Genomic DNA, 16,649 nt, shown 5'->3' on the forward strand with positions numbered 1-16,649 from the left:
GCCGCTCAATCCTTGCCCTGCTTTGACCTCGGGGCGTTCAGATTGCGCAGCACATACCAGCCCGCCGCGACGACCATGGCCGCGAGAATGTACCAGGTAATGGCGTAGGAGAGATGGTTGTTGGGGAAGGTAAGCATGGTCTTGCCGCCGACCGGCAGACCGCCGGGATTGGGTGCCGCATCGGCATCGACATAAAACGGCGCGACGCCCGAAAGGCCGGAGGCCTGCGATATCTGCGGAATATTGCGGGAGTACCAGCGTCCATTTGCGGGGTCATTGGTGCGGAGGAAAAGCCCGCCTGTCTCGGGGGCACGCATCAGCCCGATGACCTCCGCGCGGCCTGTCGGCTGACCTTCCTGTCGCGATGACGGGTCTCGCCTGTCGGACGGGACAAAGCCGCGATTGACGATGATGCTCGTGCCATCATCTCGTCTCAGCGGTGTCATGATCCAGTAACCCGGGCCGAGATCGGTAACGGTATAGACCTGGACCTCTTTGTCGTTGAGGAAAGTGCCCGAAAGTCTCACACGGCGATATTCGTACTCCGCTGGCTCGCCGAGCGCCGCCCACTCCCCGGCGGCGGGCGCATCGGTGGGCTCCGCGTGCACACGGGCCTCGACACGCTCAATCAGGTCGAGCTTCCAGGAAAGTCTTTTGACCTGCCAGGTTCCAAGAGCCAGCAGCAGCCCTGTCAGGGCGACGGTCAGAAACAGAACGACGATGGCTGCGGGGCGAATGCCGCGCTTGGGGGGCGTTGTTTTGGTCATGTCACGGTCCTTGAGAAGCGTGTCTGGCAGAAGTGTCGTCCACCTGACCGGGCCTCATCGCCCCGAATGCGCTTCTTCCAGCAGATAACCCCATAAATCGCGCTACGATTCATGGGGTTATGTGTTGGCGCGGAAGGCGGCCTGCCGGGCTTCCGGCAGGCCGCAATTTGTGGTTAAGGCAGGTTTTTCACATCTTCGATGTGCAGCGGCATCATGTTCTTGTTCATGTTGTACATAACCCACAGCGAACCGGAGAGCGTGATCAGCAGCACCACGACGGTGAAGATCAGCGCCATGAAGGTCCAGCCGCCTTCCGACTTGGTGTCCATGTGCAGGAAATAAATCATGTGCACGAAGATCTGGATGACGCCGAGGCCCATGATGGCGATGACGAGCAGCGTCTTGTTTTCAAGGACGTCGCCCATGACCAGCCAGAAGGGGATCGCCGTCAGAATGACCGAAAGGATGAAGCCGATCATGTAGCTTTTGAACGTGCCGTGGCTCGCGCCATCATGGTGATGATGGTCGTCGCCATGCGCGTCGTGATGTGCGTGTGCTTCGGAACTCATCAAAGAACTCCCATGAGGTAAACGAAGGAGAAGACGCCGATCCAGATGACGTCGAGGAAGTGCCAGAACATCGACAGGCACATCAGGCGACGCTTGTTCGCCGCGATCAGGCCATGCTTGGCGACCTGCACCATCAGCGTGACGAGCCAGATGATGCCGAAGGTGACGTGCAAACCGTGGGTGCCGACCAGCGCGAAGAACGACGACAGGAAAGCCGAACGGTGCGGACCGGCTCCTTCTTCGATCAGGTGATGGAACTCGTAAAGTTCGACGGCAAGGAAGGCGAGGCCGAAGAGACCGGTGATTCCGAGCCAGACCAGGGTCGTCTTCACCTTCTGCTTTTCCATTTCCAGCATGGCAAAGCCATAGGTGATGGAGGAGAAAAGCAGGAAGCCGGTGTTGATGGCGACGAGCTTGAGATCGAACAGATCCGCGCCCGAAGGTCCGGCCGCATAGCTGCGGCCGAGGACGGCGTAGGTGGCGAAGAGCACGGCAAAAATCAGGCAGTCGCTCATCAGGTAGAGCCAGAAGCCGATCGAAGTGCCGTTCTCGGGATGATGGTCTTCCTTCAGGTAAAAGACCGGTGGTTCAGCGCCGTCGACGCTTTGTGCAGGTGTATGAGCCATGTTTCGTTACGCCTGTTTCGCGAGCAGCTTGGTACGCTCCGCCTCAACCGTGGAGACGTCGGAGGCTGGAATGTAGTATTCGCGATTGTAGTTGAAGGTATGGGCGATCGAGACCGCGACGATGCCGATGAATGACAGAACTGCCAGCCACCAGATGTGCCACACCAGGGCAAAGCCCAGCACCACGCTGATGGCGCTGATGATGACGCCCGAGCCGGTATTCTTCGGCATGTGGATTGGGATGAAGCCTTCCAGCGGGCGGCTGTAACCGCGCTTCTTCATGTCCGTCCAGGCGTCAACATCGTGAATGACGGGCGTGAAGGCGAAATTATACTGCGGCGGCGGAGAAGACGTCGACCATTCCAGCGTGCGGCCATTATAGGGGTCGCCGGTGACGTCACGCAGCTTGTCGCGCTTCAGGAAGCTGACGATGAGCTGGATGACGAAGGAGGCGATGCCGAGCGCGATCAGGAAGGCGCCGAAGGCGGCAATCAGGAACCAGATCTGAAGAGAGTTGTCTTCGAACTGGCTGAGGCGGCGGGTAATGCCCATCAGGCCGAGAATATAGAGCGGCATGAAGGCAAAATAGAAGCCGGTGAACCAGAACCAGAAGGACAGCTTGCCCCAGAACGGATCGAGACGATAGCCGAAGGCCTTCGGGAACCAGTAGACGATGCCGGCGAGAACGCCGAACACCACGCCGCCGATGATCGTGTTGTGGAAGTGGGCGATCAGGAACAGCGAGTTATGCAGCACGAAGTCCGCTGGCGGTACGGCGAGAAGGACGCCGGTCATGCCGCCGATGACGAAGGTGATCATAAAGCCGATCGTCCACAGCATCGGCACGTCGAACTTGATGCGGCCCTTATACATGGTGAAGAGCCAGTTGAAGATCTTCGCACCCGTCGGAATCGAGATGATCATCGTCGTGATGCCGAAGAAGGCATTGACGTTTGCGCCCGAACCCATGGTGAAGAAGTGGTGCAGCCAGACGATATAGGACAGGATGGTGATGACGGCAGTGGCGTAGACCATCGACGCGTAACCGAAGAGGCGCTTGCCCGAAAAGGTGGCGACGATTTCGGAGAAGATACCGAAAGCCGGCAGTACCAGAATATAAACTTCCGGATGGCCCCAGATCCAGATGAGGTTGACATACATCATCGGATTGCCGCCGAGGTCGTTGGTGAAGAAATTCGTACCAGCGTAGCGGTCAAGGGTCAGAAGCGCGAGCGTTGCGGTCAGGATCGGGAAGGATGCCACGATCAGGATGTTCGAACACAGCGACGTCCAGACGAAGATCGGCATACGCATCATTGTCATGCCCGGCGCGCGCATCTTGATGATGGTCACGATCAGGTTGATGCCTGACAGCGTCGTTCCGACACCCGCGATCTGCAAACCCCATATATAATAGTCGACCCCCACTCCCGGGCTTCCGTCGATGCCGGAAAGCGGCGGATAGGCAAGCCAGCCCGTCTGCGCATATTCACCGATGAACAGCGAGATCATGGTGATGACGGCGCCAGCCGTGGTCATCCAGAAGGAGAAATTGTTGAGGAACGGGAATGAAACGTCGCGGGCGCCGATCTGCAGCGGCACGACGAAGTTCATGAGACCGGTGATCATCGGCATGGCCATGAAGAAGATCATGATGACGCCGTGGGCGGTGAATATCTGGTCGTAGTGATGCGGCGGAAGATATCCCTCCGATCCGCCGGAGGCGATGGCCTGCTGCACGCGCATCATGATGGCGTCGGCAAAACCGCGCAGAAGCATGATAAGCGCCAGAATGATGTACATGATACCGATCTTCTTGTGATCGATGCTCGTGAACCATTCATTCCAGAGGTAGCCCCACAGCCTGAAATAGGTGATGGCGCCGACGACGGCGATGCCGCCCAGAGCCACGGCCGCGAAGGTGGCGACAAGAATGGGCTCGTGAAGCGGGATTGACTCCCAGGTTAGCCGTCCGAATAGGAACGACGTTTGATCGGAGTTGACGACCATTTTAGCCTCTTGCGATTCAAAGACGTAAATTCGGCGCGGACAGGCCGCGCCGCAGAATGCCGGGACGTATCGTCAGCCAGCGACTTGTTTGGTTTCCGGCAGCGCCGCAGGTTCGAAAGTCTGGCCTTCGATAGCAGCCGGAGTGGATTGTGGACCGCTGGCGACGCCATAAGGCGCAAGCGGGGTGCAGACGACGGAGTTAAGCGCCTTGGCGATGTCGATGCCTTCCTTGCCGCCGCCGCCATTGGCGTCGATATGCATCATGTCACGCATGCAGAGTTTGTTGGGCTCCACACAACGGTTGAGGATCGCGCTGTAGAGTTCCGGATCGACCGAAGCGAAATATTGCACCGGCTCGCGCTCCGAAGGCTTGGCGAATTCGAGATATTCCTGGCGCCCGAAGCCCTTGCCGCCTTCCTTTGCCTTGGCCACCCACTGGTCGAAGCCCTGCTGGCTGAGGCCGTGGAATTTGAAGCGCATATGCGAGAAGCCGGGGCCGGAGAAGTTGGCCGAGAAGCCGTCATAGACGCCTTCCTTGTTGATCACGGCATGCAGCTTGGTCTGCATCCCGCCCATGGCATAAATCTGGCCGGCCAGTGCTGGAACGAAGAAGGAGTTCATCGCCGTCGTGCCGGTGATCTTGAAATTGATCGGAACATCGACCGGAGCGGCGAATTCATTGACGCTGCCAATGCCGAGTTCAGGGTAGAAGAACAGCCACTTCCAGTCCATGGCCACAACTTCGACGGTGATCGGCTTGATATCGGCGGTGACCTGACGGTTCTCGTCGATGCGCTCCAGCGGCCGATAAGGGTCGAGTCGGTGGGTGGAAATCCAAGTCACGGTACCGAGCATCAGAATGATCGCGACAGGTGCCGACCAGATCACCATCTCAAGGCGCGTGGAATGGTGCCACTCGGGATCGTAATCCTCGGCCTTGGCCGACTCGCGGTACTTCCACGCGAAGAACAGCGTCAGGGCAATGACGGGAACGATGATCAGCAGCATCAAGACCGTGGACGTGATGATAAGATCGCGCTGCTGGATGGCGACGTCGCCCGAGGGATTCATGACAACAAGGTTACAGCCGCTGAGCAGCAGCATTGCCGGAATTGCCAGGAGGGCGGATGGGAGTTTTTTGATCATGCGCACGTTCTTTGAACTCGTACAGTTTGGATTATGCCGCGAATAATTGCCGAACATCATTTTTCAAATGAGGTATATTGTCGCGGTGCAGCGAAATCTTTGCGATGCACCATGTGGCGGTCAAAGCTGCGTTTACAGGCGGAGCGCGTGCATTATCGCATAGGAAGCCCGTGGGGCAAGCCTTTCTTCTCAAACTTCAATTGACGTTACGTAGGGTGCGTGTGACAATCCGTCGCATCGTAACGCAACGGAAGAGGAGCCTGCGCGTTACAGGAAATGGTTCGTCCATGACGCAGGAGGAATATTATGAGTTATACGAATGCTGCTCCATCTTTTGGGCAGGCGCCAGAGGCGAACGGACACGGTGCCGGCCCCGTAAAGGTCGATCCGGATCGCATTACGATTGCAGTCATTCTTGCGAGAATGACGGAGTTTTTTGATTTTTTCATTTACGCCATCGCCTCCGCGCTCGTTTTTCCGCATGTCTTCTTCTCTTATGTGGATCCGCTGACGGCCACGCTTTATTCCTTCGCTGTCTTCTCTCTCGCTTTTATCGCAAGGCCGATCGGTTCTCTGATCTTCCTCCAGATCGACCGCAGGTTCGGCCGCGCCGTCAAGCTGATGGCCGCGCTCTTCACGCTCTGCGGTTCCACCATGGCGATCAGCTTCCTTCCATCCTATGCCGAGGCTGGCATGCTGGCTCCCTGCCTGCTGGCGGTTTTCCGTATCGGCCAGGGCCTTGGCCTCGGCGGCGCCTGGGATGGCCTTGTCTCGCTGCTCGCCATGAACGCTCCGCCGAGGCAGCGCGGCTGGTACGCCATGATGCCGCAAATCGGGGCGGCCATGGGTTTTGGACTCGCCAGCGCCTTCTTCATCGTTTTCGTCACGCAGCTTTCCAGTGCAGAGTTTTTGGCCTGGGGTTGGCGTTTCCCCTTCTTCGTGGCGCTGGCGCTGAATGTGCTTGCGCTCTTTGCCCGCCTTCGCATGATCGTGACGCCGGAATTCCAGGCCATGCTGGAACAGCATGAACTGGAGCCGCGTCCCATGTTCAGAATGCTGCGGTCGCAGTTCCCGGTGGTTGTCACCGGCGCTTTCGTGCCGCTGGCGAGCTTTGCGCTCTTCCATCTCGTCACCGTCTTCCCGCTGAGCTGGGTTTCTCTCAACACCAGCCAGCGCGTGTCGGACTTCCTCTTCGTGCAGTTCGTCAGCGCCATCATTGCCGGCGGCATGATTGTCGTTTCTGGTATTCTGGCGGATCGCATAGGGCGGCGGAAACTTCTCGCCATCGCGGCGGTCCTGATTGGTCTCTTCAGCCTTGTGGCCCCCGTTCTCCTCAGTTCCGGTGATATCGGCCGTTATCTTTTCGTGCTGATCGGCTTCTCGCTGCTGGGCCTGTCCTTCGGTCAGGCGGGTGGCGCGCTCGCCTCCCGCTTCAGCCGCGAGTACCGCTACACCGGCGCATCTTTGACCTCGGACATTTCCTGGCTGATCGGTGCCGGCTTCGCGCCGCTCGTGGCGCTCGGATTTTCGTCCAAATTCGGCCTTTTCGCGGTCGGCATCTACCTCATGTCGGGCGCCCTGTGTACGCTTATTGCCCTCTGGTTTAGCCGCACGCTCGAAATGCCGTCTGACTGATCTGGGCAATTTAAAAAACTCCTGAAGCAGTCACGCCGCGGAATCCTGTCGGATTTCGCGGCGGTTTTGTTTTTTTATTGCGCCGGATCGATTTTAATCTTGACTTTCCTAATCATGAAATATTACGTAAGCAATACTGACGTAATTCGGCGTATGTTTGCGCTTGAAAATCGACCATCAGGGAACGCGATGCGAACGAACACGATCATTATTTGCGAAAATGCGGCGATTGCCGCCCAGCCGTTTGACGGCCGCAAAACGACCGTTCGCGCCATCAAACGCCGATAAGCAGAAGAAGAGGAGCAGCCAGGTCGCCTGCGGCTCCGCCCGCAGAGCGCCGGCTGACGCGCCGGATTCGGGAAAAAGGCGATGCCGCGCGAATTGCGCAATGAGAGGAGACAGCCTTGAGCGTGACGGAGCAAAAATTCGGCCTTTACGATGCCGCTTTTGAAAAAAGCAGCTGTGGCGTTGGTTTCATCACCCGCAAGGACGGCGTGCAGACTCACGATGTGTTGAAGCGCGGCCACGAGGCGCTCTGCGCCGTCCCGCATCGCGGTGGCATGTCGGCAGAAGGTGTCGGCGATGGTGCCGGGGTGTCGCTGGATTTGTCGCTCTCCTTCTTTCGGAAATTGACTGGCGAACACGGTTTGCAGGCCGGCCGTTTCGGCGTCGGCAATTTTTTCCTGCCGCAGAACTCCGCGTTCCATGATGAGGCGGTTGGCATTATCGGCAGCGCGCTGCAGGAGCAGGGATTTTCGGTCCTCACCGTCCGTGATGTACCGGTAAATGACGCGGCCATCCGTGCTGCCGCCATCCCTTACCAGTTGCCGATCCGCCAATGGGTTTTCTCTGCTCCGGCCGAATGCGCAACTCTGGCGGAATTCGACTGGCGTATCCACAAGGCACTGATTGCCATCGAGGCGCTTGCGTATAGCGTGCCTGACCTCGCCGGCTTTTATCCGCTCTCGCTCAGCGCCCGCACGCAGGTCTTGAAGGGCCGTCTGAACTCCCATGAGGTGATGCCCTATTTCTGCGACCTGACGGATCCGCGCCATGAAGTGCATACGATGTATTTCCACACGCGGTTCTCCACCAATACCGATCCGCACCCATCCATGGCGCAGCCTTTCCGCCTGATGGCGCATAATGGCGAACTCAACACCGACAAGAAGAACCGCCTGTCGGAAGCGGCAGTCGCCCTGGCGAAGAATGCCAGCATCATCAGGCCGAAAGGCCAGTCGGATAGCTGCCGTCTGGACCAGACCTTGCAGGCGCGGGTTATGGAGGACGGTCTTGACCTCGTTACCGCTGTGGTCTCGATGATGCCACCAGCCTGGGAAAACGACGACACCCTGTCGCCGGGCGTGAAGGCGATGCTGGAATATTTCTCTCTCTATGAGGAGAAAAATGACGGTCCGGCCGCGCTGATCTTCGGCGACGGCACTATCGTTGGCGCGCGGCTCGATCGGCTTGGCCTGCGCCCGCTGCGCACCGTCGAGACGGACGAATATCTCTGTGTCATGTCGGAGGCCGGGCAGATCGCCTTTCCGGCGGAGAGCGTTATCCGGCGCGGCCGCATCGAGGCGGGCGGCATGCTTTATTACGACCACGCCGCGCGCCGCGCCTTTTCCACCGTCGAGGCGCTGGAGCTTCTTGCCGCGCGCCGCGACTATTCATCCCTGCTGCGCGAAGCCCGTGTCATGCTGGAGGATCTGCCGGAAGTGCCAGCGGAAAAGCAGGGCTCACCGCTGCGTTATAATGGTGATCTCGAACGTCACCAGCGTTACGTCGCCTATTCGCACAATCAGGAAAGTTTTAAATTCCTGATGGACCCGATGCTGGCTTCCGGTTCCGAAAAAATTTCGGCGATGGGATACGGCAATGCCATCAACGCGCTTTCCAATCAGGAAGGTGGGGTCGCCAAGTATTTTTCGCAGCGTTTCGCGCAGGTCACCAATCCGCCGCTAGACAGTATTCGCGAAGCTGATGGCATGACGCTACGGGTGGCCCTGGGTGCCAAGCCGAACAGCGGCGCTAAGAAGGCACGCCAGATCGTCGTGCGCTCGCCAATCCTTAGCCACCTGGACATGCTGCGCATCCGCGAGCAAACCGAGACGCCGGTGTGCCGTTTCGAAATGCTCTATGCGCCCGTCTTCGATCAAGGGGAGGCCAATGAAGCGGCATTGAGAGAGGCGATAGACGGACTGTGCGCCGCGGTCGCCGCTTTTGCCGCTGGCGAAGGTGGCATTGCCGTGATCACTGACCGGCATGTTTCCGCACGTCGTGCCGCTTTGCCGATGATCATGGTCGTTTCCGCCATCAATCAGCGACTGATCGAGGAAGGCCTCAGGCTGCGTGTGTCGCTGATCGTCGAAAGCGGACAATTCTCCTCCTCCCATCACATTGCAGCCGGTCTCGGCTTTGGCGCTTCGGCGGTCTATCCGCTCGCCGTGCAGTTCCGCGCCGAGGAGAAATTCGGCAGCGAAGCCGACAAGGCCTTCAAGCGCTTCGCCAAGGCGGCGGAAAAATCGCTGATGAAGACCATGGGCAAGGTGGGCCTGTGTACGGCGGAAAGCTATATCGGGGGCGAGTTCTTCGAGCCGAACTTCCTCGATACGGAAGATGACGTGCTGAAGCGTTATTTCCCGAATGTGAAAACGCCGGTCGGCGGCGTGAGCTTCGCCGTCATCGCCCAGGCCGTGGCGGACTGGCACCGCAAGGCGCTGTCTGTAAAGGGAGAAAGCGACATTCCGCTGCTCGGTCTTTTCAAGGAGCGTGCCGAAGGGGCCGGCCATTCCTATGGCACGACGGCCGTCCGCGGTTTCGTGGATATGACGGAGGAAAAGATCGGCTTCGACAAGGGAACCGAAAACGAAGAGGCGTTACGTCTCCTGCCGCTCAACCGCTTGGAAGATGCCTTCGGTCTCGGCGACGCGGCCTATTATCACACCAGTTTTGACCGGTTGACCCCGGAGGCGATCGATGCCTTCGAGGTAACGCCCGGCTACCGCGCATTTGCCAGTATGATGGCGGAAGAAAGAGCGCGTCGCCCCGCCGCCCTGCGCGATGTCCTGGAATTGCCGGCGGATGTGACGTTCGCCGGTTCGGCGGAAGAGTTTCGCCGTGAAATGGGTCGGTTTTCCCGCAAGGGCAATAACAGCTTCATGGTACGGGGCTTGCTCTGCGAAGGCGCAGAGGAAGGCGCCTTCCGGCTGCAATTGACCGGCCCGGACGGCCATGAGCTTGCCAGGCTCGCAGCACTTGGCCAATCGCTGATCGATCGCTTCGGCGAGGACATAGTTGGACATTGGCTTGAAGGGGGCGCTCTTCTGGTTCAGGCGAGGGGCGAGGCTTCCGATTACCTCTCGCTTGTTCGCACCGCGCCGGCGAGCATTTCGCTCAATGCCGTGCAAAAAGCCAGCGAGATCACCATGACCCTCGCCTCTGGTGCAATGAGCCATGGCGCGCTTGTCGCGGCCGCTCATGAGGCTGTGGCGCATGGCACCAACATGGTTGGCGGCATGTCAAATTCCGGTGAGGGCGGCGAGCATATATCGCGATACGGCACCATTCGCGCCTCGCGCATCAAGCAGTTCGCATCGGGCCGCTTCGGTGTCTGGGCCGGCTATCTTGCCGATCCGATGCTGGAAGAGATCGAGATCAAGATCGGCCAGGGCGCAAAGCCCGGCGAAGGCGGACAATTGCCGTCTCCAAAGGTCACGGTGGAAATCGCCGCCGCGCGTGGCGGTACGCCGGGCGTCGAGCTTGTCTCGCCGCCGCCGCATCATGATACCTATTCCATCGAGGATCTGGCCCAACTCGTCCACGACGCCAAGGCAGCGCGCGTGCGGGTCATCGTCAAGCTGGTCTCGTCAGAAGGCATCGGCACGATCGCGGTCGGTGTCGCCAAGGCGGGAGCGGATGTCATCAACGTCGCCGGCAATACCGGCGGCACGGGGGCGGCGGCCGTTACCAGCCTCAAATATACTGGGCGCGCCGCAGAAATTGGCGTTGCCGAGGTGCATCAGGCGCTTTGCGCCACCGGCCTGCGCGCCAAGGTGCTGTTGCGCTGCTCCGGCGCGCACCAGACGGCGAGCGATGTCGTGAAATCGGCTCTTCTCGGCGGGGATAGTTTCGAATTCGGCACCACGGCGCTGATGATGCTGAAATGCGTCATGGCGAAGAACTGCAACATCAAATGCCCGGCCGGCCTCACCACCAATCAGGAGGCGTTTAACGGCGATCCGCGGGCGCTGGCGCAATATCTCATGAACATCGCCCATGAAACGCGCGAGATCCTGGCCGCACTCGGGCTGCGTTCGCTGCGGGAAGCGCGGGGCCGCTCAGATCTTCTTCACCTACTCGATCATCCCGCAAGCGTTGGCCAGCTTGACCTCCGGGCAATGCTAACCGTGGTCGAGGAAGTGAAGATCGACAGCCCGGTCTATATGGAAAAGGACTTCGCGCTGGACGATGCCTTCATCGAACTCGTGCGCTCGGCACTGGTCGACGGCGGGCGCGAAAGCATCGAGCTTGGCGGCAACCGTTTCCTTAACAATTGCAACAAGAGCGTCGGCGGCCAGCTCGCCGTCGATATCGAACGTATGCTGAACCATGAGCTTTCCGACGAAGAGGCGGATGCGCTGCCGGCCGTCAGGCGGGACAGCCGTGGCCGTCGATTTCTGGAAGCGGGTTCCGTGCGCATCGATACATCAGGTTCGGCTGGACAGTCCTTCGGCGCTTTCTGCAACGACGGCATGATCATGGTCCATACCGGTACCTGCAATGACGGCGTCGGCAAAAGCGCCTGCGGTGGCACCATCGTCGTGCGTTCTCCCGGCGGCGGTTCGCAGGAGGCGGGCGGGAATGTGCTGGTCGGTAATTTCGCACTGTTCGGCGCAACCGGCGGCCGCACCTTTGTGGAAGGGCAGGCAGGCGATCGTTTTGCGGTGCGCAACTCCGGCGCGACCGCCGTTGTGGAGGGCGTGGGGGATTTTGCCTGCGAATACATGACCAACGGTGCGGTGCTTAACCTCGGTAGTTTTGGCAAGGGCTTCGGCAACGGCATGAGTGGCGGTTTCGTCTATCAATACGACCCCTATGGCGACCTGCCGAAGAAAGTCAGCCACGATTCGATCCTGCTTGGCTCCATCACGGGCGAGGACGAGCAGGCGGCGATCCATCGTCACGCCGTTCACCAGCTTCTGAACTGGCACGCGGTGGAGACTGGCTCAGCGAAGGCCGCATGGCTGCTGGAAAACTGGGAGAGCGAACAGCACAATTTCGTTTACGGCATGCCACGCGCGCTGCTGCTTTATCAGGACAGTGACGAAATTCTCAAGGCCAAGCCGCGCAAGGAATTGCTGGAGGAACTGGCTTCCGCACTTGCTGCCCATCAGCTGCGGAAGTTCAAGCTGGCCTATCGAGATCGCAAGTCCGTATTGAACGGCACCGTGCCGGCCTATGGCGAAACGGATACGGAAGACATGTACGCACTGATCAACAATTACACTGTGTTGAGCATGGCGCAGGCCATCGCCTTGCAGCGATTGCCGATGGCATCGGGTCCTTCCGACGCCGCCATCGAAAAAGCGGTGCGCAATCTCATTCTCACGGAAGATTATGCCCTGATGCAGCGTCTGCTGAAATATGCGCGCGAGGCTCTTTCCGACCATAGCGACGGACAGCTTGCGGTGATGATCGCCGCCAAGCGACTTGATGACTACAAGCAGGCACTGGCGCGCCGCAACATCTGGTCGGTGGACAGTCCAGGCACCTATGGCTGGATCATTCATCAGAGCCGCAAAAACATCGAGAAGATCGGTCGTCTGCCGGGCTTCGAAGAGCTTTTCGCGGCCCGCGCCATTCCTGACCTAACCGCCGCATCCAGCCAGAACAGGGCAGCATGATGAAGATACCCTACATTCCCGAAGATGCGCCCTTTAACGGCGACCAGCGCGCCTGGCTTGCGGGTTTTTTAGCCGGGCTCCACTCCCGCGCGGCCATTGGCCTGGAGGCATCTGTCGCCGCTGCCGCTCCCGAGACGGCGGCGAGCGTGCTGAACATCCTCTTCGGCACACAGACCGGCAATGCCGAGGCGCTGGCGATGGATATCGCCGCCGCCGCCCGCACGCAGGGTATGCAGCCGGCGGTGATGGCGCTTGACGACGTGTCCATGGAGCGCCTCGGTTCGATGAAACGGGTCATTGTCGTGACCTCGACCTATGGCGAGGGTGAAATGCCCGATAATGCGCAGCTATTCTGGGAAGCGCTTGCCGCTGATGGTGCGCCACGACTGGAGGCGATGAATTTCGCCGTGCTGGCGCTGGGTGATACGGGGTATGACGGATTTTGCCAGGCCGGCAAACTCATCGATACGCGCTTTGAGCAGCTCGGCGGCAAACGTATGAAAACGCGGATTGATTGCGATATCGACTTCGAGGACGCTGCCGCCGCCTGGATCGATGAGACCCTGCCCATTGCACTTGCGCTCGATGGCGACCAGGCGGCGACTGTCGTGATGCCTCGTCCGGCCCAACTCCCCAGGCGGGTGACACAGGAATGGAACCGGAAGAATCCCTATCTGGCGCGGCTAAGCGTCAATCACCGTCTTTCCGGTCCGGCTTCATCGAAGGAAATCAGGCATTACGAATTCGATCTCGGGGAAAGCGGCCTCAGCTATGAGGCGGGTGATGCCCTTGGTGTCGTTCCCGTCAACTGCCCGAAACTGGCTGGTGCGTTGCTCGACCATTTCGAGGCGGAAGCCGATAGCGAAGTGGCCGGGCTGGATCGTTCGGTGGGAGACGCATTTCTCCGCATGTTCGAAATCTCGACGCCCTCGCGTGAACTGGTCGCCGAAATCGGCAAGCGCGCGGGTCATGACGAACTGGCGCATGTTCTTGCGAACGGCGACAGGGAGCAGCTGGCCGCCTTTCTCTGGAGCAAGGATATTCTCGACCTGCTCAATCTTGGCGGCAGGCGTCTTTTCGATCTTGCTGAATTCGTGACTTTCCTGAAACCGCTGCAGCATCGGGCTTACTCCATCTCCTCCAGCCCCCTTGCCGCGGGAAACAGCGTGCATCTGACGATCGCCAGCGTGCGTTATCGCGCTCACGACCGCGAGCGCGGCGGCGTGTGCTCCACCTATCTGGCAGATCGGGTGGAGGCAGGGGCGACTGCCGGGGTTTTCGTTTCGCCCAACAAGGCGTTCCGTGTGCCGCAGAACGACGATGCGCCGGTTATCATGGTGGGTCCGGGCACGGGAATAGCGCCGTTCCGGGCCTTCCTGCAGGAACGGCTGGCGCGGGGCGCCACCGGCCGGAACTGGCTGTTTTTTGGTGACCAGCACCGGCAGTCGGATTTCATTTACGAGAGTGAGCTGGGTGAAATGAGCCGTGCGGGCGTGCTGACGCGTCTCGATCTCGCCTTTTCGCGCGATCAGGCGGAAAAGATCTACGTGCAGACGCGCATGCGGCAGAATGGCAAGGCGCTTTATCAGTGGCTCGAAGAGGGGGGCTATTTTTACGTCTGCGGTGACGCGACCCGCATGGCGAAGGACGTAGACGATGCCCTGCACCGGATCATCATTGACGAGGCCGGCCTCTCTGCGGAAGCAGCAAGCGAATATGTCAGCCAGCTGAAGCGCGAAAAGCGCTATCTTCGCGATGTCTACTAGTCGTCAGCGCGAGGGGATCCGGATGCAACGGTGCATTCAGCAATTGCTGCAGACTGTCTCCGCATCGCGCTGCTTGAAGAAATAATCGCGGCCGATGGTGATCGACTTGACGCCAGAGGAGGAGATGTCGGTCATGAACATCAACAGTTCATGCGGGACAGAAAGTTCGACATGGATGAGGAAGCTGTCAGCAATCAGCAGGCGGGTCGGCACCACCACCGCAGAGCCGACCGCATAGGGCCGCTGGTTCTTCTCATCCCAGGACCAGGTGATTTTCGCCTGTTTCTGAGCATCGATCTTGATACCGCTGATCTTCAGCCGGAGACCCTTCGTGCTATAGGGCGCGAAGACTGCGGATGCTACATCCCCCATGCCTGCAAGATAGGTCTTGTCTACAGAACCCGTTTTCGAAATCAGGTCGTTGATAGTCGCGGCGGCGCTGCTTGCCCGCTTGTAGGTATTGTAGCCGATGGTGAGTTCGAAGGACGTCACATAAAGTGCGAGCAATATCGGGAAAATGATCGCGAATTCCACCGCGCCAACACCGCGGCGATCTCTTGCGAAGCGTGAAGCAAGCGCAATGAAACGCAGCCTGCCGTGCGTCACGGCGGCAATCAGACCTGCCATCAGGAGCCCCCGCTTGTCGTGTATTTTTCATTCATGAAAGCGTCGGTCGCGACGATCAGGAAGTGAGAAGGCATCGATCCATCGGCCGGGCGAATTTTTGTAAGATAGGGGCGAATGATATCGGCCGTCACCCGCCAGCGATAATAGACACGCAGCATGTTGATCGTTTCCGGCCCACCCGGCTTGAAGCCGAATTGCGCCGTATCAAGATCGTAATATTCTCCGAAGGCCTTCAAAGGTATGGCGGTGGGGATATCCTTGAAGGTGGTGAAGGAGCGAAGATCGATATAGAGCTTCTGTTCCGTTTTGATCTCATCCGCCGAGCAGGTGATTATCACCGAGACTTCGTTGCAGAAGTTCTTTCGGAAATCTTCTTTCGAAATCGAACTGCTGATCTGCCCCGTCCTCAGCCGCCGGGCCATGCTTTCGGTGGCATTGACGACCACCTGCTCCGCGATCATGGCGATGAAGGTTTCGATGATTGCGAAAACAACCAGGAAATAAGGGATGGCGAGGATCGCGAATTCGATGGCTGCGGTCCCGTCGCGCGAAACTCCGAATTTTTCCAGCAATGGCTTCAGTTTGGCCAGTCGCATGAGGCAGTGTCGATCTCTAAGCATATGCGGCAAGCGCAACCGTTGAATTGTTGCGGACCATAATCAACCGATGTTTAAAATCAGTTACCTCGGTGATTTATACTTTAGTAATTTATGAAAATGACACAGACGCCAAATGAAAAAAGCCCGGCACGGGGCCGGGCTTTAATAAACCAGGGACGTGATTATTCCGCGTCCGCTTTCGACAGAACCTCGAGCGTGGGTGTCGAGGTGATATTATAGCCGCAGTCTACGTAATGGCACTCACCCGTCACGCCGCGCGAGAGGTTGGACAGAAGGTAGAGCGCAGACCCGCCGATATCGTCGATATCCGCCGTCCGTCTCAGCGGCGCGTTCTTCTGGTTCCATGCGTAAATGGCGCGCGCGTCGGAAATGCCCGCACCTGCGAGCGTGCGGACCGGGCCGGCCGAGATGGCGTTGACGCGGATATCGCGCGGGCCGTAATCGGCAGCGAGATAACGCACGGAAGCCTCGAGCGCCGCCTTGGCAACGCCCATGACGTTATAGTTGGGAATGACGCGCTGCGAACCGTTATAAGTCAGTGTCAGCATGGAGCCGCCATTCGTCATCAGCTCGGCGGCGCGCTTGGCGATTTCCGTGAAGGAGAAACAGGAAATGACCATGGTGCGGCTGAAATTCTCGCGCGTCGTATCCGCGTAAAGGCCCTTCAGCTCGTTCTTGTCGGAGAAGCCGATGGCATGCACGACAAAATCCAGCGCGCCCCATTTTTCGCGAATCGTCTGAAACAGCGCGTCCACAGAAGCGATATCTTCGACATCGCAAGGCACGATGAAGTCGGAGCCAAGTTCCGCGGCGAGCGGTTTGACACGCTTGCCGAGCGCTTCACCCTGATAGGTGAAGGCCAGTTCCGCGCCCTGTGCCGCAAGTGCCTTGGAGATACCCCAGGCGATGGAGTGATTGTTAGCGACGCCCATGATGAGGCCGCGTTTACCCTGCATGATGCCGTTCATGGGCAA

At 59.0% G+C, this 16,649-nt stretch carries 11 protein-coding genes; 3 read left to right on the top strand and 8 right to left on the bottom strand.

Going from position 1 to position 16,649, the window contains the following annotated elements:
• Window positions 1-5: 5 nt before the first annotated feature.
• The 5 genes from ACZ47E_RS12950 to cyoA all read right to left on the bottom strand — a co-directional run bounded on the left by ACZ47E_RS12950 (window position 6) and on the right by cyoA (window position 5,118).
• Window positions 6-767, bottom strand: coding sequence for an SURF1 family protein (locus ACZ47E_RS12950; protein ID WP_278067139.1), 762 nt, complete (start codon window positions 765-767; stop codon window positions 6-8).
• A gap of 173 nt (window positions 768-940) precedes the next feature.
• A complete protein-coding gene (gene cyoD, locus ACZ47E_RS12955) occupies window positions 941-1,336 on the bottom strand; it encodes a cytochrome o ubiquinol oxidase subunit IV (RefSeq protein ID WP_004439196.1) in 396 nt (131 codons plus the stop codon).
• Complete coding sequence (gene cyoC / locus ACZ47E_RS12960) at window positions 1,336-1,962, bottom strand: cytochrome o ubiquinol oxidase subunit III (RefSeq protein ID WP_006699805.1); 627 nt, start codon at window positions 1,960-1,962, stop codon at window positions 1,336-1,338. Before cyoC ends, cyoD begins: the two co-directional genes overlap by 1 nt.
• 6 nt (window positions 1,963-1,968) lie before the next feature.
• A complete protein-coding gene (cyoB, locus tag ACZ47E_RS12965) occupies window positions 1,969-3,972 on the bottom strand; it encodes a cytochrome o ubiquinol oxidase subunit I (RefSeq protein ID WP_004439200.1) in 2,004 nt (667 codons plus the stop codon).
• A gap of 72 nt (window positions 3,973-4,044) precedes the next feature.
• A complete protein-coding gene (cyoA, locus tag ACZ47E_RS12970) occupies window positions 4,045-5,118 on the bottom strand; it encodes a ubiquinol oxidase subunit II (protein ID WP_034496355.1) in 1,074 nt (357 codons plus the stop codon).
• Between the two features lie 306 nt (window positions 5,119-5,424).
• Here cyoA and ACZ47E_RS12975 point away from each other — a divergent pair, with 306 nt between their 5' ends.
• The 3 genes from ACZ47E_RS12975 to ACZ47E_RS12985 all read left to right on the top strand — a co-directional run bounded on the left by ACZ47E_RS12975 (window position 5,425) and on the right by ACZ47E_RS12985 (window position 14,428).
• Window positions 5,425-6,753, top strand: coding sequence for an MFS transporter (locus ACZ47E_RS12975; protein WP_107339875.1), 1,329 nt, complete (start codon window positions 5,425-5,427; stop codon window positions 6,751-6,753).
• A gap of 404 nt (window positions 6,754-7,157) precedes the next feature.
• Window positions 7,158-12,662: a glutamate synthase-related protein gene (locus tag ACZ47E_RS12980; RefSeq protein ID WP_464016875.1), complete on the top strand. Its 5,505-nt coding sequence runs from the start codon at window positions 7,158-7,160 to the stop codon at window positions 12,660-12,662.
• Complete coding sequence (locus tag ACZ47E_RS12985) at window positions 12,659-14,428, top strand: diflavin oxidoreductase (RefSeq protein ID WP_135856011.1); 1,770 nt, start codon at window positions 12,659-12,661, stop codon at window positions 14,426-14,428. The genes ACZ47E_RS12980 and ACZ47E_RS12985 overlap by 4 nt, the downstream gene beginning before the upstream one ends.
• 36 nt (window positions 14,429-14,464) lie before the next feature.
• Here the strand turns inward: ACZ47E_RS12985 and ACZ47E_RS12990 are convergent, their stop codons facing one another.
• The 3 genes from ACZ47E_RS12990 to fabI form a co-directional block, all read right to left on the bottom strand.
• Window positions 14,465-15,058, bottom strand: a complete 594-nt coding sequence (locus ACZ47E_RS12990; protein ID WP_107339878.1) for a TadE/TadG family type IV pilus assembly protein — start codon at window positions 15,056-15,058, stop codon at window positions 14,465-14,467.
• Window positions 15,055-15,651 (bottom strand): TadE/TadG family type IV pilus assembly protein, encoded by a 597-nt coding sequence (locus ACZ47E_RS12995; protein WP_004439213.1) that lies wholly within the window; start codon window positions 15,649-15,651, stop codon window positions 15,055-15,057. Before ACZ47E_RS12995 ends, ACZ47E_RS12990 begins: the two co-directional genes overlap by 4 nt.
• Window positions 15,652-15,836: 185 nt before the next feature.
• Window positions 15,837-16,643, bottom strand: coding sequence for an enoyl-ACP reductase FabI (gene fabI, locus ACZ47E_RS13000; RefSeq protein WP_004439215.1), 807 nt, complete (start codon window positions 16,641-16,643; stop codon window positions 15,837-15,839).
• Window positions 16,644-16,649 lie beyond the last annotated feature (6 nt).

The organism is Agrobacterium sp. 5Ca39 (assembly GCF_055382365.1).